This is a genomic window from Roseibium litorale (assembly GCF_014842915.1).
GTDB classification, from domain to species: Bacteria; Pseudomonadota; Alphaproteobacteria; order Rhizobiales; family Stappiaceae; genus Roseibium; species Roseibium litorale.
In genome coordinates this window covers 177,649-200,996 of the sequence record NZ_JACYXI010000008.1, presented here as the reverse complement: position 1 = coordinate 200,996, position 23,348 = coordinate 177,649, and the positions used below count along the sequence as shown (strand labels likewise).

The window sequence follows — 23,348 nt, the reverse complement described above, 5'->3', positions numbered from 1 at the left end:
GAAGGTCTGAGACTCGATTAGCTTACTCATCCAAGACAGTCAGAAGACCAGTCCGCTTTGCCCGGTCGATGAGGTTCTTTACCGAGGACGGCGACCATTTTGTTCCGCCGCGGGGCGTTCGTTCGTGCAGCCGTTCAAGCTGATTGGCGATTTCACGCAATGTCAGGTCCGGATTGGACGAATGGATACCGGCGGCCAGCGTCATCAGCCGGTCTTCCGGTAGACGCGGCGGCGACTTTCTGAGGAGGTCCTTGTCCGCCATTCCCTCAGCGACCAGCCATTTCACCGCTCGCCGTAGCCGTTCGGGCGTCCAGTCCAATCCGCGGCTTTTCAGAAACCGTGCGATATCGTCCCAGGTGTGGTCTGGGCGCATGCGCCGGACAGTTGGAAGCCATTGACTGGCATTTGCCTGGATGCGTGCGCCATAGGCCGCTTTCTGCGCAGCCGTCATCTTGGCCAGGGCTTCAGGTCTGCGTTCACGAATCCCTGGATTGCCAGGCAACTTTCCCTTCGCCTTCGCCGCTTTGATGCCGGCCTTGGTGCGCTCGGATATCAAGGCGCGTTCGAGCTGCGCAACAGCGCCCAGAACCTGAAGGGAGAACATGCCCTGTGGTGTTGTTGTGTCGATCGGATCGCTGAGCGAGCGGAAATGGGCGCCCTTGGCGTTCAGATCCTCGATCACTTCCAAAAGATGGTTCACTGAGCGGGCGAGACGGTCGAGCCGGACGACAACCAAAGTTTCACCCGCTCCAATCTCCCGAACGAGCCTTGCAAGGGCAGGCCGCGCGCGCGAAGCCCCGGATCCGTATTCTTCTACGATTGTTTCACAGCCGGCCGACCGCAGTTCCATCTCCTGCGCTTCAGTCGCCTGTTCATCTGTGGAGACACGCGCATAGCCGATCAGTCGTCCCTCAGGCCGACGGGAAGAGTGATTGAGCGCTGATTTGGCCATTTGGAACGCCGGAGAGCTGATAGAAGGGCGGTTTTCAAATATAGAAGATGCAGATAACCGATCGTTTGTAAACGTCTCCTAAGTGCCTTTTACACAACCCGAACCGTCAAAACCCCAGGAAAACCGGGCTCTTTCGCCGATCTGAGCCCGGATTGCCGGGCCTTTGTTCAGTTCAGAAGGCGTCAGACTGAATATGGGTGAGTTTACGTTGAAGAGGTAACCTATGACGGAAATTAATTATGTGATAATTTCCGTATAGAAGCGGAAATTGCGAAAAAACAATGCCTTATGAAATCTGGAAATTGAACCTCGAGGCCCTGTTGGGGCCAATTTCGGCGGCGGAGGACGCGCTTGCGCGGCTCGATGAGCGTGTTGCCCGATCCGAGGCCGGGCAGGGCTTTGCGCAGCGGGCCGATTTCTTCGAGGCCGTCTCCAGCATGTGGGTTGCCGGTGAGCTCGTCCATTTGGAAGACCTGGTTCTGCACGATGCCAGGATGGATGTTCGCGCACCGAGCCATGAACTCGTCATTGCGCACCGGATTGTCCGGGCAAGACGGCGGGTCATGAGAAGCGATCCGGGTTGGGCGGTGTCGCGGGCTGGGATCATGGCCTTTGCGGGGATTGCTGAGCAGGAGAATGAGCTTCCCGGAACACTCGAGGGGGGTGGAGAGGGGAGGGGCCTCGAAACAGACGAGCACGATGCGCTTCCTCCCGGATTGGCAGAGTTCGATAAGGTTCTTGCGGAAACCAGCTGGCTGGTGGCAGCCGATCGCCCCGGGTCTAGCAGACCCCGGCAACCTGAGCTCATTGTGGGCGGGCTGGTCATCCGGGATCCTGGCTGGGACGAAACCGAACGGATCTCTGAATGGCTCGATTTGGTCAGAAAGGTTGAAACGCTGCCAGCGGCCTTGGCCGCTGCGCTTCTGTGGGACGCATGGGAGCGTCTTGAACCGCTGCAGCGGCAGCACTGGCTCGGGCAGGTGCTCGTTTCCGATTACCTCAGATCGCGCGGAAAGGTCCGGTCACACCTCCTGGCATATGCGGCCGGCCTGCGGAAGATCCCCCGCGAGCAGCGCCGGGACCGCGATCGGACCGTGCGGCTTGCCGCTTATCTCGATGCGATGAGCGAGGCCGCCTCGGCGGGGATGAAGGACATTGGCCGGCTAACGCTCGCCAGGCAGCAGCTTGAACGGCGCGCGGCCGGCAAGCGGTCGACGAGCAGCCTTCCGGCTGCCATCGATCTTCTGCTGTCACGGCCGGTCGTTTCTGCGCAGATGCTTGCAAAGAGAGCGAGCATCACGCCGCGCGGGGCCTTGAACCTGATTGGCCAACTCGGTGTTCGGGAAGTGACGGGCAGGGGGCGGTATAGGGCTTGGGGGATTTTGTGATCGACCTGAGGTCTCTTTGGCATTGCCAACTTGTTGGTCACGTTTCTGGTTGGTAGATCGCAGTGATGTTTGATTGTCTCGATTTTCCGCGCCTCAAGGGCTTCCGTTTTCTCAGGTCGATCATTTCCTATGCGGCTTGGGCCTATCATCGGTTTGCGTTGAGCAGGGGTCAGAACAAGATCTGCATAAAATCCTGCGCTAAGCTCGAACGGAATGTGAACATCAAGCGGCCCGGAGGGTATTTCCGGGTAGCCGTAAGGATCTGAACCCCTCCGGTATCTGTTTCTCTGTGTCCCAGGAATAGATGCCGGTCAGATTGATGTGCTCCCAACAGAGCGGCGAGATGTGTTTCAGCACATCGTTGGGTATGTTTCGGCCCTGCTGGCGCAAATGAGCGACAGCCCGGCTATGATAGACGGTGTTTCAGTGGACGATTGCGCTGACGACCAGATTGAGCCCGGAGGCCCGGAAGGCCTGGCTGTCATACGAACGATCTCGGATCTCGCCGCGTTCGTGGAAAAATACGGCCCGTTTGAGTTTGTGGACCGCCTCGCCCTTGTTGAGACCGGCCTGGCACCGCCGGCATAGCGATTGGCTCGAATACCATTCGGTCATGATGAAGGTCCGCTCGATGCGGCCGACTTCTCGGAGTGCCTTGACCGTTAGTGTCTCAGTTTGAAATTATCAAATCGTTGTTCGCGCGTGGGTCGTGCGATGGGATATTGGTCAAGTCCTATTGTTATTGAATTGTACGTCTGTTTGGCGTACATTGTACGTGAACTTACCCTTCCAGCCACTCAAACAAAGGAGGCGACTATATTGGGAGCAACGGATCTCGCGTCTTCTCTGCCAGAGAAGAGCGATGCCAGGCTAAACATCCGCACGAAAGCCTCAATAAAGGCGGCCATAGAAAAGGCCGCTGAACTTTCTGGTATGGACCTTAGTACGTTCACAACCAGTGCGGCATTGCTGCGTGCACAGGATGTTATTGCAGCCCATGAACGGACGGTGCTGGCGCCGGTCGATCATGCAGCGTTCTTTGATGCTCTTGAACGTCCGGCTGCACCGACAGAAAAGCTGTTGGCCGCTGCAAAGCTGCATAAGGAGATGGTTGCCGACAGTGAGTAACATATCGCGGCCACTCAAATTCGAGCCGTTCGATCCGGATAAGCACGATCGAGCGGCTTTTTCATGCGGTGTCGACCAAGTCGACAATTATTTCAGGAGAACAGCAAACAAGCTCCAGAAGGCTGGAAATGTTCGAGTGTCTGTCTTGCTCGGTGCGGACGAACAATTGCTGGGCTTCTACGCTATCAACGCCCACTCAGTCGATTATTCCGAGCTTCCAAAAAGGTATGCTAGAACGCGGCCTAGCCATGGTTCAATCCCAGCTGCTTTTATTTCGATGATTGGTGTGGATCAGAAGTTCCAAGGGAACGGGCTAGGCGGCATTTTGCTCGTTGATGCTTTGAAGAAATTCGCCCGTGCCTCCGAGACACTTGGCATTGCTGTGGTGCTCATGGATGTCCTGGACTGTGGAAACGAGGAGGCAACCAAACGGCGGTTGGCTTTGTACAGGGGATACGGTTTCACAAATCTGGATGACCTCTCGCATCGTCTCTTTCTTCCTATTCAGGACGCGCGAGCTTTGTTAGCCGAGTGAGAATCTTATCTTCTCAAACAAACTCTATTCGGGCTGTAATTATTGAAATTGATTAACGGCAGTTTCTCTAAAAGAAAATCGGTATTTTCTTTGATAAGTTTCAGGTGCTTCCCTTTTTTAGCTTGACCCTCGCAGTCTCACAAGCCGTCAAGCGTCCGCAATCGACAGCCTTCTGTACATTAGAAGCGTTGTTTGGGCGTTAGTTGTCCGCACCGGATTGATCGAAGGCTCAGAAAAAATGCAAAGTGGACGTTTGATGCTGTATTGTGAAAGTTTTAGGCAGCGTAAGTGCTTGTGATTGGAAGGTCTAAAGTGATCGATGGAATCGCACATTTGCCGCTCAAGGTGCGCAAGTCGATCACATTTGATCGCGGTGCCGAGTTTGCCGCCTGGCCGCATATTCAGGCCGGAACAGGCACGCAGCATGGTTCTGCGATCCGTCTTCCCCTTGGCAGAAAGGGACCGCTCAGAACACCAGTCGGCGTGCACGAAGATGGTTACCCCGCAAACTGGACCTCAAGAGCATCAGCGGCAAGCTCAATGCCACGTCCAGAAAATGCCTGGGCTGGAAGATGTCCGCCGAAGTCTTCAGAGAGAAAATGATGGTCAGGTGATCAGCCCGCTCATACCTTCATCCAAGTAGAGGCCGCAGTTCACGTATCGATCAGAAAATTCCACCTATTGCGTCAGCCTCTGGAAACGGGCGGGGCCATTCAGCACAAAAAGCTCTATTTCCAGCTCATCGGCTTTATTGCCAGCTCCGGAGAACGTTATGGCCGAGCGCGACCCTGCAGGGGCATTCTCGTTGGTTATGCCGAACACCATCGTCGAACCGTCCCAGGGCTGCAACGGGAACGTCAACGGTTCTGGCCCGGCGAGCAGCACCAGCTTGCCTTCCTCTTCACGCACTTCAACAGTGCCAAAATAGGGATGAGCGTACCGGCCGGTGCAATACCCGGCCGAGGGAGAGGGCGCGGCGGCGGACGGAGCCTGCTCCCCCGCAGTAAAGCCGACCGGATCGGCGTAATGAGCGAACAGGCCTTCGTATCCTGTGTACCAATCACGAGTTATCCGCCCGTACTGAACCATGTCATTAAAGGACACGCCGATCGCTTCGACGGCACCGACGGGAGACGCGTTGGACAAAACGGCAATTCCGATGTCCAGTGACGGGATGAGAGAAAAATAGGTCGCCGTCCCGAGCTCAAAGGCTCCCGAATGGCTGAGGATCACACGGCCAGAAGGATCTGTCCCAACATTGAAGCCATAACCATAGAACCCTGCACGCTCGTCAGGACTGTGCGGCCGGCTAGAGAAACTCTGCGGACTGATTGCAGGCTGCAGGGCCTCGGGCGGGATCAGATCACCGCCGCCGGCCAGAACCATCTTCATCCACGAGGCGACGTCATTGATGGAAGAACTGACCCCGCCAGCTGGAGACTGGGCATCCGGTTGTCTCTGATAGAGTTGCTCAAAACTGTCTCCCCGCTTGGCATGGGGCACAGCGCGATTGTCCCGCGCCATGAAGTCACTGAAACGAGCGCTCGTCCTGGTCATGCCGAGCGGCTGAAACAGCGCCTCCTCAGAAAGATCCGCCCAGTCGGCACCTGAGGCCTGGGCCACCGCCTCTGCCGCGGCTGTCAGGCCAAAATTCGTGTAGGCATAGCTTGTGCGGAAGGCACTCAGGGGCTGCAGCCGCAGACGCTCCAGGATCGTCTGCCGCCCAAAGCCGATATCTTCCAAGTCATCTCCCGCATGAACCGGAAGGCCGGACCGGTGGCTATAGAGGTCACCTATCGTCAGCCGTTCAGTTACTGCGGGATCAGCCAGATTGAACCAGGGAAGCAGGTCGCGCATGCGGCTGTCCCAGGACACCACACCGCGGCCGACCTGCCGTGCAACCACCGTTGCCCCGATGGATTTTGAAACGGATGCCAACTGGAACACAGTATCGGCGTTGATGACTCGCTCGCCATCTCCGCCCCGCTTTCCGAAGCCTTTCGCGTAGACGGTTTCACCCTGATGAACGACGACGACCGCGAGACCGGGAACCTTACTGCGCGATTTGATATCCTCGACAATTCCATCGAGCGCGCGCAGCGCGTTGCCGATCTGACCTTGAGGAACGTCCGTACCTGGGGTTCTGGAGGGTGGCAAGTCTTGAGCAAGGACCGGGATCGTCAGAACCGACAGGGAGGCGGCTGCCAGAAAACGGCGCCGTGTGAACTGGAAGAACGACATGCGAAACCTCTCAATCTTTTTTTGAATTCAAATCTGCAACACTCTGCCGGCCAGGACCGCCGGCATCTGCGAAGCAACGGCTGAAGGCTCCGTCAAAGGGCCAAGCCCAGTCTGAAGAAAACCCGTGTGCCCGGATCGTCGGCGTTTTCCGGCTTATGCCAAGGCGTGGCTGTAAGCAGCTGAAAATTAACGCGCTCCGCCACCATGCCGCTGACACCGATGCCGGCCGAGCCAAGCGAGTCGCGTGAATACTCGGCGGCCGCATCCGCCCTCCAGACAATGCCATAGTCGGCGAAGGCTGTGAGGGTTACGCCCGGCAGCGTAGACCAGCCGGTTTCGAAGTCGTGGCTGACTTCAAAGGCAGAGGCCACACCGCTGTCCCCAGACAGGCTGCCACCGTCGAAGGCCCAGCCATAGGGGTCGCCGCCGAGCGAGAACCGGACAGAGCCCGGAAGCGGCGTTGGCGAATACTGGCCTGTGGTGCGCAAATGCAACTGGGCGATAGATCCGAGACTGTGAGAGATGTCGAAATCGGCCCTGCCGAAACGGTAATCGTCCGGAACGCTCGCATCTTCGACGTCATGGCTCAGGCTCTGCCCGAGTTCGGTGCCGGCGGAAAAAGACGTTTCACCGAAGCTGAGATCGTATCTAAGCCCCATCGTCGCCCAGCGGGTTCGTTCCCGTGCGGCGCGCATACCCATCACGTCTATCCGGTCGTTCCGCAGGTTGATCTCCACCTTGCCATAAAGGCTTTGATCAATCGTGCGCAGGAACGGATATTGCAGATTGGCAGTGCCGATTACGGTCTCGATATCAATATCGTCGTTCTTGAGATCCCCGCCGGGCTTCTGGGTGACATATGTCAGGTCGTAACCCGCGCTGAGGCCATTGAAGCCGATGGGGACAGATTGAGACGCCTGCAGAAGGATCATTTCCTCCGGAGAATCCGGTATGGTCACACCCACCAGGCTGGTGGTCTCGAAGAGGCCGAAGATATCGTTGACCGAGATGTTGCCGGAGAGTTCAACCGGACCGACTTCGTCCGTACCCAGATTGTCGAGACCGATGCCCGCGCTGTACCGGTTAAAGTCCACGGCAAGCTTGAGTGTGCCTCCGCCAGAAGGTGTCTGTGGCCGCACCAGTGTGCCTTCGATCTGCAGCCCCCCAAGATCGCTCATGAGGAGCAGAATGCGCTCTGCCTCCTTGATGCGGATTGGGCGCATGGATGTCAGCCGCCTGATGTAGGGCGCCAGCCGCTCGCGGATGTTGGGGATCGAACTGGTTATTTCGACCGTTTCCAAATAGCCTTCGTAGACGCGAAGCGTGACCTCACCCGACTTGAAATTCTGTACCGGAACCACGGTCATCGAAAGGTACCCTGCCCTCAGATAGGCCGCATCCACGGCCTCGGCGATCCGGTAGAGCTCGGCAAGGCTGATTTGCTCGCCGATCCTGTCCTGCCAGACGGCCTCCAGAGTTCCGTTGGGAACGGCCTGCGCGCCTTCGACCGAAATCGAGCGCAGCCTGAAACGCATGGCTTCAGCTTTGTTATCCGGCACGCGCTTGCGCTGGTCTTCAACGGTGATGTCAACCGTGCCCGGCCGCGAGGGCGGGGTAAACCGGTCTATGATGGTTGTTTGCCCGGCGACGGCATTTTCAACGCTCTGAGCGGCCGCAGGGGATGCAATCGCGCAAACAAGGCCAGCAGTCAACATGGCGGCTATGGCGCGCCTCTGTGCTGCAGCCCCAAAAGCGTCTTTAGCGGAGAGCCGGTGAGAAACGAGCACGGGCGCGATCACATGTTTTGTCACGGACAGGTCCATTTTCATTGTTCAGTTTTCCCGGAAGCCGTTTCGCTCAGAAGTGGAGCAACAGCGTTGAAGATCCGCATGGCAGGCAGAGAGCAGCTGACAGACCCGTTGCCGGCCGTCTCCCCACCCTCTTCCGCATCGGCGCAATTGCCGGAGGGCATGTCGCTGTTTGCCTGAATGGCCACGGTCGTATCAGTCAGGCCATTGTAATAGATGACGGTGGTATAGCCGGGCACTTCGCCAGTATGGCCAATCCATGCCCCGGTACAGCGAAGCGCCAGCCCATAGCCTGCCGGTCCGCCGAATGAACGCAGCCTCTCACCTTGCATCTTGGGCCCGAGGAGGTCCCGCCCTGTGGCAAGTGCGCGGGCATAGACAAGCAGGTCATCAATGCTGGAGATCAGCTCCCCTGCGGTCCAAAGTGAGGCCGGGTTCCAGTGGGTGGCGACACGGGCTGGATCCGTCTCGGAATCGTTCCCCTGAAAGGTGACGCCTTCTGCATAGGGGGCCGGAAAATCCGTCTGGCTTCCCGGCCAGACGGTGTCCTTCAGCCCAAGCGGTTCAAGAATTCCGGACCGCAACACCGTCTCGAACGGCTCACTGGTGACTTTCTCGATGACCATTCCGAGAAGGATCGTGTTCGTGTTGGAGTAGTCGTATTGCGCTCCCGGCTCGAAAAGCGGCGAAAGCTCAATGGCGAACGGCAGGAGCTCTTCCGGCGTGAAAACCTTGCCGGGCTGACCAAGATACATCTCGACGAACGGCCCGGACGCCGTGTAGCTCGCCACACCGCTTGTCATGTTTGCAAGCTGGCGCAGGGTGATCCTGTCCCCCTCCGGAATTCCCTCAACATACATGCTGATCGTGTCGTCCAGAGAAAGACGGCCTGCTTCTGCTAGCTGCAGGATTATCGTCCCCGTGAAGGTCTTGGTGACGGACCCGATACGGGTGTGCATGCCCGGCACCATCGGGGCGCCCGTTGCGGGATTGGAGACGCCATAGCCCTTTTTCCAGCTTCCACCGGGCGTCTGGACCCCGACAATGAAACCCGGTGCCGCGGCAAGAGGAAGTGCGGACTTCACGGCTTCGTCCAGTTTGGAGGCAAGCGTGCCGGATAGCGGCTTGTCCTGAAGCGGTTTGTGTGCCGCCCCGATCACGATCTTGTCGAGGTCCCCAACACATGTCCCGGCGGACAAGGCAGTAGATATGCCGCAGGCTGACACCAGAACGAATGCGGCCAATCGCATGGTTCTGGCGGCCAGAGGGCTTGTTTTGACGATCGTCTTCAACCCGCACAGTCCTCTTCCTGGCAGCAAAGGGGGCAAGCGTGTGACCGCAAAGCACCGCAGTTGCGTGTTTCGAGAGGACAGGCGTAGGAAAAACACAGGGTCAAGCACAGTCGGCAACGGTGCAAAATTGGTATATGTTGCTTTTGAATCAGTGAAATTTATCTTCAAGGCACATACATCCAGCCTTGCCTGAACATTGGAATTTGCGTTTCTGTGTCAAAGATCGAACTCGATATTTCCCGTGGCGAACTGTTACTTGACGGGAAGGCCGTTCGGTTGCGTCCCAAGACACTCGCGGTGCTGCTGGAGCTTCATGCGCGGCAGGGTGATGTCGTCAGCCAGAACGACCTGAGGCACGCCGTATGGGAACAACAGCATGGGCGTGAAACCGGCCCGAAGCAGTGCATCCGGGAACTGAGACGTCTTCTTGATGACACAGCCGAAAGATCCAAGTTCATCGAGACGGTGGGCCGGCAGGGATATCGTCTCGTCGGTGAACTCACACTTTTGAATGCCGGCGGTAATGCCCGCGACGATGCACAATTATGCGTGGGCCGGGAAAGGGAGCTTCACAAGCTTGACGCCTGCGCGGAGGCTGCAAGACGCGGCAAACGGACGATAGCCATTGTGGCTGGGGAAGCCGGATCCGGAAAGACACGGCTCATAGAAGCCTTTTGTGCAAGGTTGCCTCGAACCCTCGCCTTCCAGATGGCGCGCGGACAGTGCATTCCTCATCCCGGAGCCAGGGAACCCTATGGCCCCCTGATCGAAATCGTGACCCAGCTTGCGGACGGTTCCTCACGAGGGCCGTTTCTAAGGTTGCTTGAGGACGTTGCTCCCTCCTGGCGGGACATGATCCCGGCATTGCGTGCAGCTGGCCAGCCGCCTGCCCAATCTGGGAGCCTGATCGATGCCCGGCCCGACTCCATGCTGCGGGAGTTCACAGCATTTTTGGAACGGCTTTCACAGCGGCAGCCTTGCCTCCTGGTTCTGGAGGATCTGCACTGGGCCGACCAGAGCACTCTTGCCTGGCTTCTCTCCTGGGCACAACGCCCTGGCCCTGCGAAAGTGCTTGTACTTGGCACGTACCGGTTTGATGAGCTGGATAAGTCCGGAGACTTTCAAACAACCCTGCACTACCTGCAGCGGCTGCCTCGCTTGGAACTGATGACCCTCGAAGGGCTCGATCAAGCCGCTGTCGCCGATTTCCTCTCCCGGCGCTTTCCGGGCAAAAAGCTGCCCTCCGTGCTTTGCGAAGAGCTGAGGCAGAGAACGGAAGGCCATGCCATTCTCGTGGATGCGGTGGTCGATCATTGGCGCCGGGACGGGGCGATGGAATTCGAGGCTGGCGCACTGTCCGGCAAAGAGCATGTTGAAACGCTTGCCGCGGCCATCACGCGCGGCACGCGCAGCTTCATCTCTGGAGAAATCCGCAGGCTGGACAGCAAAGAGCGAAAAGTCCTCGAGATTGCCAGCGTCGCCGGAAGTCATTTCTCCGCAGCCATGTTGAGTGAAGACCGCCGGGAGGTCGAAGAAATCGAAGCGGCTCTCGACCGTTTGGCGGATGTCAGGCGTTTTATTGAACGGGCCGGCGCCATGACCTTGCCCGATGGAACTGAGGCAACCCGATACGTCTTCAGGCATGCCCTTTACCAGGAAGCGCTTTACGAGAGCATTCCTGCGGCAAACCGGCAGGGGGTGCACGAGCGGATCGGCAGCCGCCTCGAAGCAGCTTACAAGTCACGAAGCGATGAAATCAGCTCGACCCTCGCCGATCACTTCGAGCGCGCGGCCGACTGGAAGCGGGCTGCCATCTATCGTGGACTTTCAGGCCTTACGGCTTTGAAACGCGGAGCGGTTGCAGACGCGGCGGAGCAGTTGCGCAAGGCTCTGGTTTCCTTTGAAGCGTCTGACACTGATGCTGAAATGCGCACGTTGGAGTGCCGCACGCTTTTGGGTCTGGGGGCCGCACTGATTTTGAGCGATCACTTCACGACAGCAGAACTCCGCAATGTTTACGAGCGGGCGGCGGCGCTATCGGGGAAGACGAATGATCCAGCGACGATTGTTCCAGCGCTCGCAGGCCTTTGGAATCACCACTTGACCAGAGCAGACCTTAAAGTTGCGGCTGAACTGGCACAGGGGCTAGATGATCAGATCGACGGGGCTCCCGCGCTTCATGCCATGGTGGCGCACAATGCCGTTGGGCAAACACGGTTCTTTCGAGGCGATCTTGCTGCTTGCTTGCCGCATATCGAGGCCGTGTGCGGCGCCTACGATCCTGGTCTTGGGGCCGAGGCAATGGTTCTCTTCGGCGAAGATCCGGGTGTCGTGTGCCATCAATACGCCGCCTGTGTGCATCAGTTGCTTGGTCAGGACGGCCTTGCTGAGCGGCATTTCGCCGAGGGCCTGGACCTCACCACGGCTTTGGACCAGCCATTCGGCCAGGCACAGATGCTCTGGGCGGGCGCGCTGATCGCCCGTAAGCGCGGTGACCCGGAATGCGTCCTTGAGCGGGCACAGGCCCTCATCGGCATTTGCAACGCTGCCGATATACCGTTCTGGCGGCCCTCTGGCGACATGCTTGCCGGTTGGGCTCAGGTGGCTCTTGGCACCCCGGCGGGGTTAGAGCAGCTTACGGCAGGTTTGAATGCGTACGAGGCCATGGATGTGAACCTCACCCGCCCCTTTGGACTGACGCTTTATGCGGAAGCCGCGGGACTGTGCGGAGATCCCTCCAGAGGGTTGCAGGCACTTGCATCGGCATTGAAACTCATCCGGCAGACAGGCGAGCGGTGGCAGGAACCTGAGATCTACCGTTTATGGGCCACACTCGCACCCCAGGCAGATCGCCCCAGAAGCGCCCCCCTGGCCTCACGCCGCGCGGCCTCACTGGCGGAAAACCGGGAGGGGCTTGCCGCAAATTTTCGTAGTTAGCGGCCCATTGACCATCAGCGGAGAAATTCCCGCTCCCTGGTTGTGGAGCGTGCCGATGATTGTCAATGCCATTGCCGGAAAGCTGAAGTTCCAATCGAAGGACGGCTTCAAGGGGCGGGCACTCTGAGGCACGACTCATTGTTCAGGCCGTTACCTGGGACTTGCGCTATCCGCTGAGTTGCCGCGATTTGGAAGAGATGTTCCGAGGGAGTTGTAACGTTATCGAGCGGTAATCAAACGATGCCCAATGCTCTCTGAGATCAAGCAGCCAAAGCCCTACACGAAAAACTCGGTATTCAAGTAGCCGAGCTACATAATGAGAAGCTTGTTGTCGAAGGTGCTAAAGCAGCCCAATCAGCAGTTCTTTTCCTACGAATTAAAGTGCCCTGAGTGGGAATCTCAATCTCATAAGGCGACTTGAGACAAAGTCCGCTCATGGGCGTTTAAACCGCACCTCAGGTATCGCTCACACTGAAGAGAGAAGAGGCGGCGGAGCACACGGGTTGGGCCAAGACAATTGCCTCAGGTTTTTTGCAACTTTCCGCCGCAGCGGGAGTGGGGGCGCCGTCTATACTAAGAGAGTTTTGACAGCCGCATTGGGCATGCCGCCAAATCGCCGGATCACCTGCCTTTATCCGTCATTCTGTCTGTAGTTGGCATCAGCCGCTCCCCTTAGATTGCAATACCAATCGAATGCGGAACTGGTGATTGATGATGAACGGTGCAGACATCCTTGTTGAAATGCTGATCGGCTATGGCGTCGACACGATATTCGGGGTTCCCGGCGATACGAATGTGCCGCTTTACGAAGCCCTGCAGATGCGGGAAGACGAGATCACCCACGTGATGGCGCGGGACGAGCGCTCGGCCGGTTTCATGGCGGATGCCTATGGGCGTTTTACCAACAAGCCCGGGATCGTGGAATGCCCTTCGGGCGCGGGGGCGATGTATTCGCTGCCGCCGATTGCTGAATCGAACGCCTCTTCCGTGCCTGTCATTCTGCTGACGATCGACATTCCGCTACCGGGTGAAGGGCGCGGTGTTTTGACCGAGCTCGATTGCGCCAAACTCTTCGAGCCGGTGACCAAAATGTCGGTCCAGGTCAAAACGGCGGAAAAATTGCCGGAAATCATCCGCCGCGCCTTCCGTTCGGCCTGCTCGGGCAAGCCAGGTGCTGTCCATCTGCAAATTCCCGAAGACATGTTGAAAGCAGAAGTCGATCCGGCACGGGTATCGCTGCATATCGAAACAGAATGTATGACATTCCCGGCATTTCCGACCCGGCCCGCACCGGGGCTGGTTGAAAACCTTTTGGAGAAGCTGGCGAAGGCCGAACGCCCGTTGATCGTTTCCGGCGGCGGTGTGATCCGCTCCTGCGCTGGTGACAACATTCTGGCGGTTGCCGAGCGGCTGAACATCCCGGTCTGCACCACGATGACCGGTCAGGGAACGATGCCGGATGACCACGTCCTGTCCATCGGTGTGATTGGTGATAACGGCTATCATCCGCACGCCAACCGGGCGATGGAGGAAAGCGATTTCGTGCTCTTCGTTGGCTCGAAGATGGGATCGGTCGTCACCATCGGCTGGACATTCCCCAAGATCACGCTGAACAAGCGCGTTGCCCAGATCGACATAAATCCGGAAATCATGGCGAACAACTATGAGAACGTGATTTCGATCGCCGGTGACGCCAAGCTTGTGCTGAACGATCTGCTGGCCGCCGTTCCTGCCGGCTTCACCGGAGAGCGCTATCAGCCGTGGATCAACCATCTCAACGAAATCCGCTCCAATTTCTGGGAGAACGCGGAAAGTCTCTTGAGCAATAATACCGTGCCTTTGCGCCCCGAGCGGGCGGTGCGCTGCTTCAACCGGGCACTGGAAGCGTCCGGAAAACCGGCCCTGATCTATTCCGATGCCGGTACGCCTACGCCACACATGACGCGTTTCCTGAAGATTAACGATCCCCGCACGCGCTTCACCATCCCGCGGGCTTTTGGCGGACTGGGATCAGCGCTTCCGGCAACGGTCGGTGCGTGGCGGGCTGACCCGGCGCGGCGCCCAATCGGCATGTTCGGCGATGGATCGTTTGGAATGACCGTCGGCGAACTGGAAACATTGGTGCGCCTCAAAATTCCGGCGATCCTGATTCTCTTCAACAATGGTCATTTCGGCTGGATCAAGGGACTGCACCGGCTCCAGGGGCACAACCAATGCTTCGGTGTCGATTTCATGCCGCCGCGCGGTCAGGCCATCGCAGAGGCTTTCGATCTCAAGGCGTGGACTGCAAAGACTGCGGACGAGTTCGATCATGCGCTTGCTGAAGCCTTCGCCCATGAAAAGGGCCCTTGCTTGATCGACGTTCATGTCGAGTCAATTGCCGATCGCGTGCCGCCGGTCTATTCGTGGCTGACGAAACGCGGGCGCGATCCCCTGAGCCTCGAGGCGGCCGAGATCACGTATCTCTGAATTGAAATCCGGCTGGCGGCGCAAGACGCGCCGCCAAGACTTAACACAGCTCGGCGAAAGCAACAGAAAGACTGAAAGCCCATGGGCGTCACGGGTAAAACGATCATCGTTGTGGGCGCTGGCATGGTGGGTGTCAGCACCGCACTTGAGCTCTTGAAGCGCGGGGCGAAGGTGACGCTGCTCGATAAAAACGAGCCCGGCCGGGAGACGTCATACGGCAATGCCGGTGTTCTGGCCCGTTCGTCACTCATGCCGATCAACAACCCGGCGCTGCTTTCGCAACTTCCCGGCCTGATTGGAAATCAGCGAACGGGCTTGCGTTATGATCCGTGGTTCCTGGCGTCCAATCTGAATTGGGCCATGCGCTTCATTCTTTCCTCAAGACAAAGCGTATTCCGCAAGACAACCCGCGCGCTTGATTCCCTGATCAGGCTTTCCATCGAAAGGCATTTGCGGCTTCTCGATGAGACGGGTATGCGCGAGCGCCTTTCCGATCATGGCTGGTTCTTTCTCTACCGGGACCAGAAGAGTTTTGACCGGACAGCCCTTTTGCGGCAAACGCTTGACGCACATGAAGTGTCTGTTAGCGAATTAAGCGCGCCGGAGCTTTCCCAGCTGGAACCCGCGCTGATGCCGATTTTCCAGCATGCGCTTTGGATCAAGGGCAGCTATTCGGTAAATGATCCCGGCGCGATCGTCACCGGATATGCCCGCAGATTTGCTGAATTAGGGGGTGTGTTCCTGCAGTCGGCCGCCGAGAGACTATTCGAAGACGGCACTGGCGCTGAAGTCCTCTTGAATTCGGGCGAAAGACTGCAGGCAGACAAGCTGGTGGTTTGCCTGGGACCGTGGGCACGCAATTTCCTGAAAAAATCAGGCTACGATGTCATGATGGCCTATGAGCGCGGCTATCACATGCATTTTTCGGGCGATACCCGTTCCAACGAGAAACGCCTGACGCGGCCGGTCTACGACACGGGCGGGGGGTACGTTCTTGCGCCAATGACGCAAGGTCTGCGCCTGACAACAGGGGTTGAGCTTGCAGACTGCGACGCCCCCAGGTCCGACAGGCAGTTGAAGCAGGCGGAAAAGGCGGCGCGTGAAGCCATTTACCTTGGCGAACAGGTTGAGGATGAGGCGTGGTTAGGCCGCCGCCCGACCTTTCCGGACAGCCGCCCGGTCATCGGCTTGGCCCCATCCAGCCGGAATACCTATTTTGCCTTCGGCCACCAGCATATCGGTTTTGCGACCGGTCCCGGTACAGCGCTTGTGCTCGCTGACCTCATGGAAGGCAATACGCCGCCTATCGATGCAGCTCCGTTCAAACCCGAACGTTTCATCTCCCGCATAGCGGGCTAATCCGGACTTAGGATGCCGGTTTCGGACGCAAGCGTTTGGTTTCGGCGATCATCCAGTCGCGGAAATCCATAACGCGTTTCGAAATGCCTTTGTTCATCGGATAGACGACGAAATAGCTGTAACCGCTTGGGACCGGGTCGCCGAACGGGCAATGCAATTGGCCGTCCCGCAACAGATCCTCCACCATGACCATGGGAACGATTGCCACACCCAGACCGGAAACGGCAGCCTTGATGACCATCGTTGTCTGGGCAAAGCGCGGTCCGAATATCGGTCCTTCATGTGGCAACTCCATCGCTTCCAGCCAGCGCAGCCAACTGTCCGGCCGTCGGGCATTCTGAATTTTCTGGAACCTGTTGTAGGCTTGCGGTTCCAGCCTTTCTGTCGCCGGTATCAGCGAGGGGGCCGCGACAACCACCATCAATTCTTCAAAAAGCTTGTAGGCATGCGCGTCCGTCCAGGCACCGCGGCCACGCAATACGGCAACATCGATATGGTTTTCTGAGAAATTCGGATTGTCCGTGGTTGGCACCATGTTGAACTGCGTGTCAGGAAAACGCTTCATGAACCCGGCCATGCGGGGTACCAGCCATTGGCTGGCAAAGCTGTCCTGCACGCCGATCCGTGTCGCGTCCTGCAATTTGGAGCCGCGTACCGTATCAATGGAGGCCTCCTCCAGGCCATCGAGAAGTTTCGATATCGACTCCAGATAGTTACGCCCGGCATCCGTCAGCAGGAGACGTGGGCCAATACGTTCAAAAAGGCGCACGCCAAGCATGTTTTCCAGATTGCTGACCTGACGGCTGACGCCGCTTTGCGTCAGTCCGATATCTTCACCGGCGCGGGTGAAATTCAGGTAGGTTGCAGCCGCCTCAAACGCGGTCAGGGCAGTGAGAGAAGGAAGAAAGCGTCTCATGAGTATGAGTATTATTCATGATAGAATGCAAAATCCATGGTTTTTGTCAGGATAACTCCTTGGCAGTGTAAACGATAAAAATCATGAGGGGTTCAGACCATGTATACTCGTAAACGGGACGCGATAGACCGCAACCTGATCGCAGCTCTTGAGGAAGATGCCAGAATTTCGACCTCCGAACTTGCCCGCAAGCTGGGCGTGGCGAGGTCAACCGTGAATGAGCGGATCGCCCGGCTGGAGCGCGAAGGCGTGATTATGGGGTATTCGGCGATCGTCAGGCCCGAGCTGGATATCCAGGAAACGCGCACCTTGCTGTTTATCACGTGCAATCGCGCGCATTGCAGCCGGATCGTTTCAGCGCTCGAATCTTACCCCGAAATTCAAGAATGCGTAACCGTCAGCGGCAATTACAATCTGATGTGCACAGTGCGCACCCCGTGCTCGGAAGATCTCGATGCGCTGGTTGAGGAAGTCGCTGTGATTCCGGGCATCATGACGGTTGATACAATGATTGTACTGGCCAGCAAGTTCGCCAGAAATGCCATGATTTCAGCCACGCGCATGGCGCCAAGGCTTCAACTTGTCTCGTGAAACCGGATGCGGTTGGTGCCTTGCCGGGCGGCTGACCTGTTTGCGGATCCAGGCGGAAAACTGAACTGCCAGAGGCTCTGCCAGCGCCGGCACCTGGATCAGGGCGCCGGACTGCAGTTCTTGCTCGATCAGATAGGCCGGCAGGACCGCGATTGACAGCAACTGCGTGGAACTGCCCGCCGCAACCGCATGGACGATGGTCCGGCCCTCCCTGCGGAAGAGCGCGATGCCAATCTGCTCTTCCAGCTCCTTCGGCTGCCGGCTGACCGCTCCTGAATAAGACCAAGCTCATCGGCTGCAGCCGCAAAGCTCCCGTACTTGGCCGCGGCCTCGAAACAGCGGAGCAGCGGAGCAGCGGAAGCTGTGAAAGGGCCACCAGCCGGTGTCTAATTCATTACTTTTCATCATTCAAAAATGCCTAAACATGGCATTTTATTCATGTGTGAAGTGGCTACCATAAGCTCAGTCAAGGTTTCGAGGTGATTATGAAAAAGGTTGCTGTACTTGGTCTTGGAAAGGTCGGCGCACTTGCCGCCGAGCTTCTGATGGAAAGCGGATTTGAGGTGATGGGTTTTGATGCGGCACCGGCCAAGGCCGGTCTGCCCTTCGGCACCGGCCAGCTTGATGTCAGCGACAAAGTCGAGCTGGAAAAGGCGCTTACCGGCTTTGATGCGGTTCTGTCCTGCCTGCCGTATTTCCTGAACACCGATGTCGCCAAAGTCGCGCACTCTCTCGGGCTTCACTATTTCGACCTGACCGAGGACGTGCCCACCACCAAGGCGATCATGGAGATGGCCAAGACCTCAAAAGGGCTGATGGCGCCGCAATGCGGTCTGGCCCCCGGCTTCGTCGGCATCGTTGGTGCGAACCTGATTGAACAATTCGATGACTGCCGATCCTGCCGCATGCGGGTCGGTGCCCTGCCGCAGCATCCCAGCGGACTGATGGGCTATTCCTTCAACTGGTCGCCGGAAGGCGTGGTGAATGAATATCTCAACGACTGCGAAGTGCTCGAGAACGGCGAAATCAAGTGGGTTTCGCCTATGGAGTGGGTCGAGAGGATCGTCATTGGCGGCATTGAACTGGAGGCCTTCACCACCTCTGGCGGCCTCGGCACCATGTGCGAAACCTACAAGGGCCGCGTGCCGGACATGGACTACAAGACCATGCGCTATCCAGGTCACGTCAAACTGATGAACTTCTTCTTCCATGAACTGCTCATGCGCGAGCGCCGCAAGGAAGCGGGTGAAATTCTGGTCAACGCCAAGCCGCCCGTAAGCGATGACATCGTCTATATCCACGTGGCTGCGGAGGGGCGTGTAGACGGACGTCTTCAACGCCGTGAATTCGTGCGCGGCCTCAAGCCGATAGTAATCGGTGGCAAGCACAGAACGGCCATTGCCTGGACGACGGCTTCGTCTGTTGCTGCTGTGATCGAAATGGTTCGCGATGGAGCACTGCCGGGCAAGGGCTTCCTGAAGCAGGAAGACATTCCGCTGGATGCGTTCCTCAAGACGGAAAACGGAGCGCGCTATGCTTCGAACTGAAGCCGGGGCGGGAACGGCCGGTTTCAAGCGCGCGTCCCGCATCGCATCGCTTGAAATATCGGAAATCGTTCAGCTCGCAGAACGGGCCGCGGTGCTGCGTGCGGAAGGCCGCGATGTGATTTCATTCGCGACCGGGGAGCCGGATTTCCCAACGCCGCTCCATGTCGTTGAAGCTGCTCATGCGGCAGCGCTGGCCGGGAAAACGCGGTATCCGGCAACGCTCGGAACCGCCGAACTCCGCGCTGCTATCGCTGCCATCAACGATGTCACCGCCAAGGAGGTGATTGTCTCGACTGGTGCCAAGCAGGTCTTGGCGAATGCCATGCTGGCCACGCTGGAGCCGGGCGACGAAGTGATCATGCCGGCGCCTTACTGGACCAGCTACTCGGACATCGTCTCGATGGCGGAAGGCTCCCCTGTCGTTGTTGCCTGTCCGATGGCGGAAGGCTTCAAGCTGTCCCCGGCGGCACTGGAGGCCAATATCACGCCGCGCACGCGCTGGCTGATGCTCAATTCCCCCTCCAATCCTTCCGGCGCGATTTACAGCCCGGAGGAGATCCGCGCCCTGGCAGACGTTCTGGCTCGCCATCCCCACATCTGGATCCTCGCGGACGAGATCTACGAGCATTTGAATTTCGTGCCTTTTCATTCCTTCAAGGCCTGTGCGCCGGAACTCGCTGAGCGCACCTTGATCGTCAACGGCGTTTCCAAGGCCTATTCCATGACGGGCTGGCGCATCGGCTGGGGGGTTGGCCCTGCCGAGCTGATCAAGGCAATGGGTACCGTCCAGGGTCAGATCACTTCCGGCGCATGCTCGATTGCCCAGGCTGCCACTCTTGCGGCCCTGACGGGCGGCCAGGCACTGCTGGATGAGCGCCGCAGCGCCATGCGCGCCCGGCGGGATAAGGTTGTCCGCGCGCTCAACGCCATTCCCGGCATTGACTGCCCTGTTCCCGACGGCGCGTTCTACGCTTTCCCGAATGTGGAAGGCGTGCTGAAGGCTGGCGGCTTTGCCTCCGACGCCGATTTCTGCGGCTGGCTTCTCGACAAGGCGGGTATCGCCATCGTGCCAGGCCGCGCCTTTGGATTACCGGGTCACGCCCGGCTGTCCTTCGCCTATTCCGACCCTGAACTCGACGCTGGTCTTGCCCGCATGTCCGCAGCTGTGACCGCTCGCATCAACAGCTGATCTCGAAGGAGACAAACCATGAGCCATAACGACATTCTGACCGCAGCCGGTTTCACCGGACAGGAACTGAGTGGCGGCACGCTTCCCGTTTTCAGCCCGATCGACGGGACGGAAATTGCCAGGATCATGGAAACTCCGGCGGCCGATATGCCGGCCATCATTGCCAAGTCCCAGGAAGCGTTCAAGGCATGGCGCAAGGTTCCGGCTCCACGCCGCGGCGAACTGGTGCGTCTTCTTGGCGAGGAGCTGCGCACTTCCAAGGCCGAACTCGGCGCGCTCGTGACGCTGGAAGCGGGTAAGATCACCTCTGAAGGCCTCGGCGAAGTGCAGGAAATGATCGACATCTGCGACTTCGCAGTCGGTCTGTCGCGCCAGCTTTATGGCCTGACGATCGCATCGGAGCGCCCCGGCCACAAGATGACCGAAACCTGGCATCCCATGGGGCCTTGCGGGATCATCTCCGCGTTCAACTTCCCGGTCGCTGTCTGGTGCTGGAACACAGCGCTTGCATTGGTTTGTGGTGATCCCGTGATCTGGAAGCCGTCCGAAAAGACGCCGCTGACGGCAATCGCCAGCATGAAGATCCTGGCGCGGGCAATCGAGCGTTTCGGTTCTGACGCTCCGGAGGGTCTTGCCCAGCTGGTCATCGGCGGCGCCGGCCTCGGCGAAGCGCTGGTGGCTTCGAAGGATGTTCCGATTATTTCGGCCACCGGTTCCACCCGCATGGGTTCGATTGTCGGTCCGAAGGTTCAGGCCCGCTGGGGCCGTCCGATCCTTGAGCTTGGCGGCAACAACGCGATGATCGTGGCACCGTCTGCCGATCTCGACATGGCCGTCCGTGCCATTGTCTTCTCCGCTGTCGGCACAGCCGGCCAGCGCTGCACCACCCTTCGCCGCCTGATCGCCCACAACTCGATCCGCGAAGAGCTTGTGAGCCGCCTGACCAAAGCCTACGCCTCGCTTCCGATCGGTGATCCGCGTCAGGCAACGACGCTGATCGGTCCGCTGATCGACCAAGGCTCACGTGAGCGCATGCTGGCGCAGATCGGAAAAGCCAAAGCCGAGGGCGGTAAGGTGCATGGCGGACACATTGTCACGTCAAACGTCCCGCAGGGCGGCGCCTATGTGGAGCCAGCACTCGTCGAAATGCCGGAGCAGACTGACACTGTTCGCGAGGAAACCTTCGCGCCGATCCTCTATGTGCTCGGCTATGACACGCTGGAAGAGGCCATCGGCGTCCAGAACGGCGTTCCGCAGGGGCTCTCCTCCTGCATCTTCACACTGAACGTGCGTGAGGCGGAAACCTTCCTGTCGGCCACCGGCTCCGATTGTGGCATCGCCAACGTCAACATCGGTCCGTCCGGTGCTGAAATCGGCGGCGCATTCGGCGGCGAAAAGGAAACCGGCGGCGGACGCGAAAGCGGCTCGGATGCCTGGAAGGGCTACATGCGCCGCCAGACCTCTACCGTCAACTATTCTTCTGAGCTGCCGCTTGCTCAGGGCGTGAAGTTCGACTTCTGAGAAACATCACCGAGACGAAAACCATGTCAGACGTAATTCACTCCGACAGTATCCGCACGCTCTTTTCCAACGCCATGTCGGAAATGTACCGGACGGAAGTGCCGCAATACGGAACGCTTATCGATCTGGTTCGCGACGTCAACGAAGCGGTTCTTGCAGCCGACCCGGCGTTGAAGGCCCGGCTGGAAGCTGCAGGCGAACTCGAGCGCCTCGACGTTGAACGCCACGGCGCAATCCGGCTTGGCACCGCACAAGAACTGTTCGATATCCGCCGCATGTTTGCCGTGATGGGCATGTTCCCGGTTGGCTATTATGATCTTTCAGTTGCCGGACTGCCTGTTCATTCGACGGCCTTCCGCCCGGTGGACGAGGCGGCGCTGTCGCGCAATCCCTTCCGGGTCTTCACCTCTCTGATCCGTCTCGAGCTGCTGGAGGACCGCGGGCTGGCCGAAGAAGCCGGTCGTATTCTTGCCCGGCGCAAGATCGTGACGGATCGTGCGCTTGAGTTGATCGCAACCGCAGAGAAAAACGGCGGCTTGACCGAAGCCGAAGCAAAAGAGTTCGTTACCGAGGCGCTGGAGACATTCCGCTGGCACTCAGAAGCAACTGTTTCAGCCGGAACTTACAAGAAGCTGCATGACGCGCACCGGTTGATTGCCGATGTCGTGAGCTTCCGCGGCCCGCATATCAACCACCTGACGCCGCGCACGCTTGATATCGACGCGGTTCAAAAGGGCATGCCGGAGCGCGGCATTACGCCCAAGGCGGTGATTGAAGGTCCTCCTTGCCGCCAGGCTGAGATCCTGCTGCGCCAGACGTCGTTCAAGGCTCTGGAAGAAAAGATCAATTTTACCGGAGAAGCTGGCAGCAGCGAAGGCACGCATACCGCGCGTTTCGGTGAAATCGAACAACGCGGGATCGCTTTGACGCCAAAGGGCCGGGCTCTTTACGACGAACTGCTTGGCAAAACCCGTCAGGCCGTTGCTGTCGGCAGCAAGGGGGATGGCGCTTCTTCCTACGAGGAAGAACTCAAAAAGCAGTTCGAAGCATTCCCGGACAGCTTCGATACGCTTCGCCGCGAAAAACTGGCGTTCTTCCGCTACCGTGCAGCTCCGGGGGCAACCTTTGACGGGACGTCGGCGAACCTGGAAGAGCTCATCAAGTCAGGTGCGCTCATCGCTGATCCGCAGGTTTATGAAGACTTCCTGCCGGTTTCCGCCGCGGGCATCTTCCAGTCGAACCTCGGTTCTGACGCGCAGTCCAACTATTCGGGAAAAGCCAACCAGACGGCTTTTGAAGAGGCGCTTGGTGCAAAGGTCGCGAGTGAAACCGGCCTATACTCGAAAACACAAACCGGCAGCCTGGTGGCGGCGCTGACGGCGCTCGGGCAGGCACATCTGGCAAGCCTCGACGAAGCTGCCTGAGCGAAGGCAGCGGGCCCGCTGGGGCCAAGGATCACACCCTCCAACGCCTTG

The 23,348-nt window shown here is 58.5% G+C and carries 16 protein-coding genes and 4 pseudogenes; 14 read left to right on the top strand and 6 right to left on the bottom strand.

All coding sequences use genetic code 11. The features are described from left to right. Positions 1-22: 22 nt before the first annotated feature. Entirely contained in the window at positions 23-952 is a 930-nt protein-coding gene (locus IG616_RS13910; RefSeq protein WP_192148764.1) for a recombinase family protein, read from the bottom strand. Positions 953-1,233: 281 nt separating this feature from the next. Between IG616_RS13910 and IG616_RS13905 the strand changes: the two genes are divergently transcribed. Then, a complete protein-coding gene (locus IG616_RS13905; RefSeq protein ID WP_192148763.1) occupies positions 1,234-2,340 on the top strand; it encodes an RHE_PE00001 family protein in 1,107 nt (368 codons plus the stop codon). Between the two features lie 65 nt (positions 2,341-2,405). Continuing rightward, positions 2,406-2,504 (top strand): annotated as a pseudogene (locus IG616_RS22915) (IS6 family transposase); the annotation flags it as partial. Positions 2,505-2,562: 58 nt separating this feature from the next. On the opposite strand, the pseudogene IG616_RS13895 reads toward IG616_RS22915, so the two are convergent. After that, positions 2,563-2,997, bottom strand: a pseudogene (locus IG616_RS13895) (Tn3 family transposase); the annotation flags it as partial. 162 nt (positions 2,998-3,159) lie between these two features. Between IG616_RS13895 and IG616_RS13890 the strand changes: the two are divergent. The 3 genes and pseudogenes from IG616_RS13890 to IG616_RS23435 all read left to right on the top strand — a co-directional run. Continuing rightward, complete coding sequence (locus IG616_RS13890; RefSeq protein WP_246476231.1) at positions 3,160-3,468, top strand: type II toxin-antitoxin system TacA family antitoxin; 309 nt, start codon at positions 3,160-3,162, stop codon at positions 3,466-3,468. Beyond that, positions 3,461-4,003, top strand: a complete 543-nt coding sequence (locus IG616_RS13885) for a GNAT family N-acetyltransferase (protein ID WP_192148761.1) — start codon at positions 3,461-3,463, stop codon at positions 4,001-4,003. Before IG616_RS13890 ends, IG616_RS13885 begins: the two co-directional genes overlap by 8 nt. Positions 4,004-4,312: 309 nt before the next feature. Next, positions 4,313-4,617 (top strand): annotated as a pseudogene (locus IG616_RS23435) (transposase); the annotation flags it as partial. A 64-nt stretch (positions 4,618-4,681) separates the two neighbouring features. On the opposite strand, the gene IG616_RS13880 reads toward IG616_RS23435, so the two are convergent. The 3 genes from IG616_RS13880 to IG616_RS13870 all read right to left on the bottom strand — a co-directional run bounded on the left by IG616_RS13880 (position 4,682) and on the right by IG616_RS13870 (position 9,344). Then, the gene (locus IG616_RS13880; RefSeq protein WP_192148760.1) at positions 4,682-6,244 is read right to left on the bottom strand and encodes a serine hydrolase; all 1,563 of its coding nucleotides are present in this window, start codon (positions 6,242-6,244) and stop codon (positions 4,682-4,684) included. Positions 6,245-6,336: 92 nt separating this feature from the next. Continuing rightward, the gene (locus tag IG616_RS13875) at positions 6,337-8,073 is read right to left on the bottom strand and encodes a ShlB/FhaC/HecB family hemolysin secretion/activation protein (RefSeq protein ID WP_192148759.1); all 1,737 of its coding nucleotides are present in this window, start codon (positions 8,071-8,073) and stop codon (positions 6,337-6,339) included. Beyond that, the gene (locus IG616_RS13870) at positions 8,070-9,344 is read right to left on the bottom strand and encodes a serine hydrolase domain-containing protein (RefSeq protein WP_209007502.1); all 1,275 of its coding nucleotides are present in this window, start codon (positions 9,342-9,344) and stop codon (positions 8,070-8,072) included. Before IG616_RS13870 ends, IG616_RS13875 begins: the two co-directional genes overlap by 4 nt. Before the next feature lie 213 nt (positions 9,345-9,557). Between IG616_RS13870 and IG616_RS13865 the strand changes: the two genes are divergently transcribed. From IG616_RS13865 to IG616_RS13850, 4 genes and pseudogenes are all read left to right on the top strand, one after another. Next, positions 9,558-12,281 carry an AAA family ATPase gene (locus IG616_RS13865; protein ID WP_192148758.1) on the top strand — a complete coding sequence of 908 codons (2,724 nt, stop codon included), beginning with the start codon at positions 9,558-9,560 and terminating at the stop codon, positions 12,279-12,281. Between the two features lie 55 nt (positions 12,282-12,336). Next, a pseudogene (locus IG616_RS13860) lies at positions 12,337-12,487 on the top strand (IS6 family transposase); the annotation flags it as partial. Between the two features lie 505 nt (positions 12,488-12,992). Further along, a complete protein-coding gene (locus tag IG616_RS13855; protein WP_246476230.1) occupies positions 12,993-14,750 on the top strand; it encodes a thiamine pyrophosphate-binding protein in 1,758 nt (585 codons plus the stop codon). A gap of 81 nt (positions 14,751-14,831) precedes the next feature. After that, a complete protein-coding gene (locus IG616_RS13850; protein WP_192148757.1) occupies positions 14,832-16,109 on the top strand; it encodes an NAD(P)/FAD-dependent oxidoreductase in 1,278 nt (425 codons plus the stop codon). A 7-nt stretch (positions 16,110-16,116) separates the two neighbouring features. On the opposite strand, the gene IG616_RS13845 is transcribed toward IG616_RS13850, so the two are convergent. Further along, positions 16,117-17,025 (bottom strand): LysR substrate-binding domain-containing protein, encoded by a 909-nt coding sequence (locus IG616_RS13845; protein ID WP_192148756.1) that lies wholly within the window; start codon positions 17,023-17,025, stop codon positions 16,117-16,119. A gap of 99 nt (positions 17,026-17,124) precedes the next feature. Here IG616_RS13845 and IG616_RS13840 point away from each other — a divergent pair, with 99 nt between their 5' ends. From IG616_RS13840 to hglS, 5 genes are all read left to right on the top strand, one after another. Beyond that, complete coding sequence (locus IG616_RS13840) at positions 17,125-17,616, top strand: Lrp/AsnC family transcriptional regulator (protein WP_192148755.1); 492 nt, start codon at positions 17,125-17,127, stop codon at positions 17,614-17,616. Positions 17,617-18,101: 485 nt separating this feature from the next. Continuing rightward, positions 18,102-19,163 (top strand): saccharopine dehydrogenase family protein, encoded by a 1,062-nt coding sequence (locus tag IG616_RS13835; RefSeq protein ID WP_209007501.1) that lies wholly within the window; start codon positions 18,102-18,104, stop codon positions 19,161-19,163. Further along, positions 19,150-20,352: a pyridoxal phosphate-dependent aminotransferase gene (locus tag IG616_RS13830; protein WP_192148753.1), complete on the top strand. Its 1,203-nt coding sequence runs from the start codon at positions 19,150-19,152 to the stop codon at positions 20,350-20,352. The genes IG616_RS13835 and IG616_RS13830 overlap by 14 nt, the downstream gene beginning before the upstream one ends. 18 nt (positions 20,353-20,370) lie before the next feature. After that, positions 20,371-21,873, top strand: coding sequence for an L-piperidine-6-carboxylate dehydrogenase (amaB, locus tag IG616_RS13825; protein WP_192148752.1), 1,503 nt, complete (start codon positions 20,371-20,373; stop codon positions 21,871-21,873). Between the two features lie 23 nt (positions 21,874-21,896). Further along, complete coding sequence (gene hglS, locus IG616_RS13820; RefSeq protein ID WP_192148751.1) at positions 21,897-23,297, top strand: 2-oxoadipate dioxygenase/decarboxylase HglS; 1,401 nt, start codon at positions 21,897-21,899, stop codon at positions 23,295-23,297. Positions 23,298-23,348: the final 51 nt, after the last annotated feature.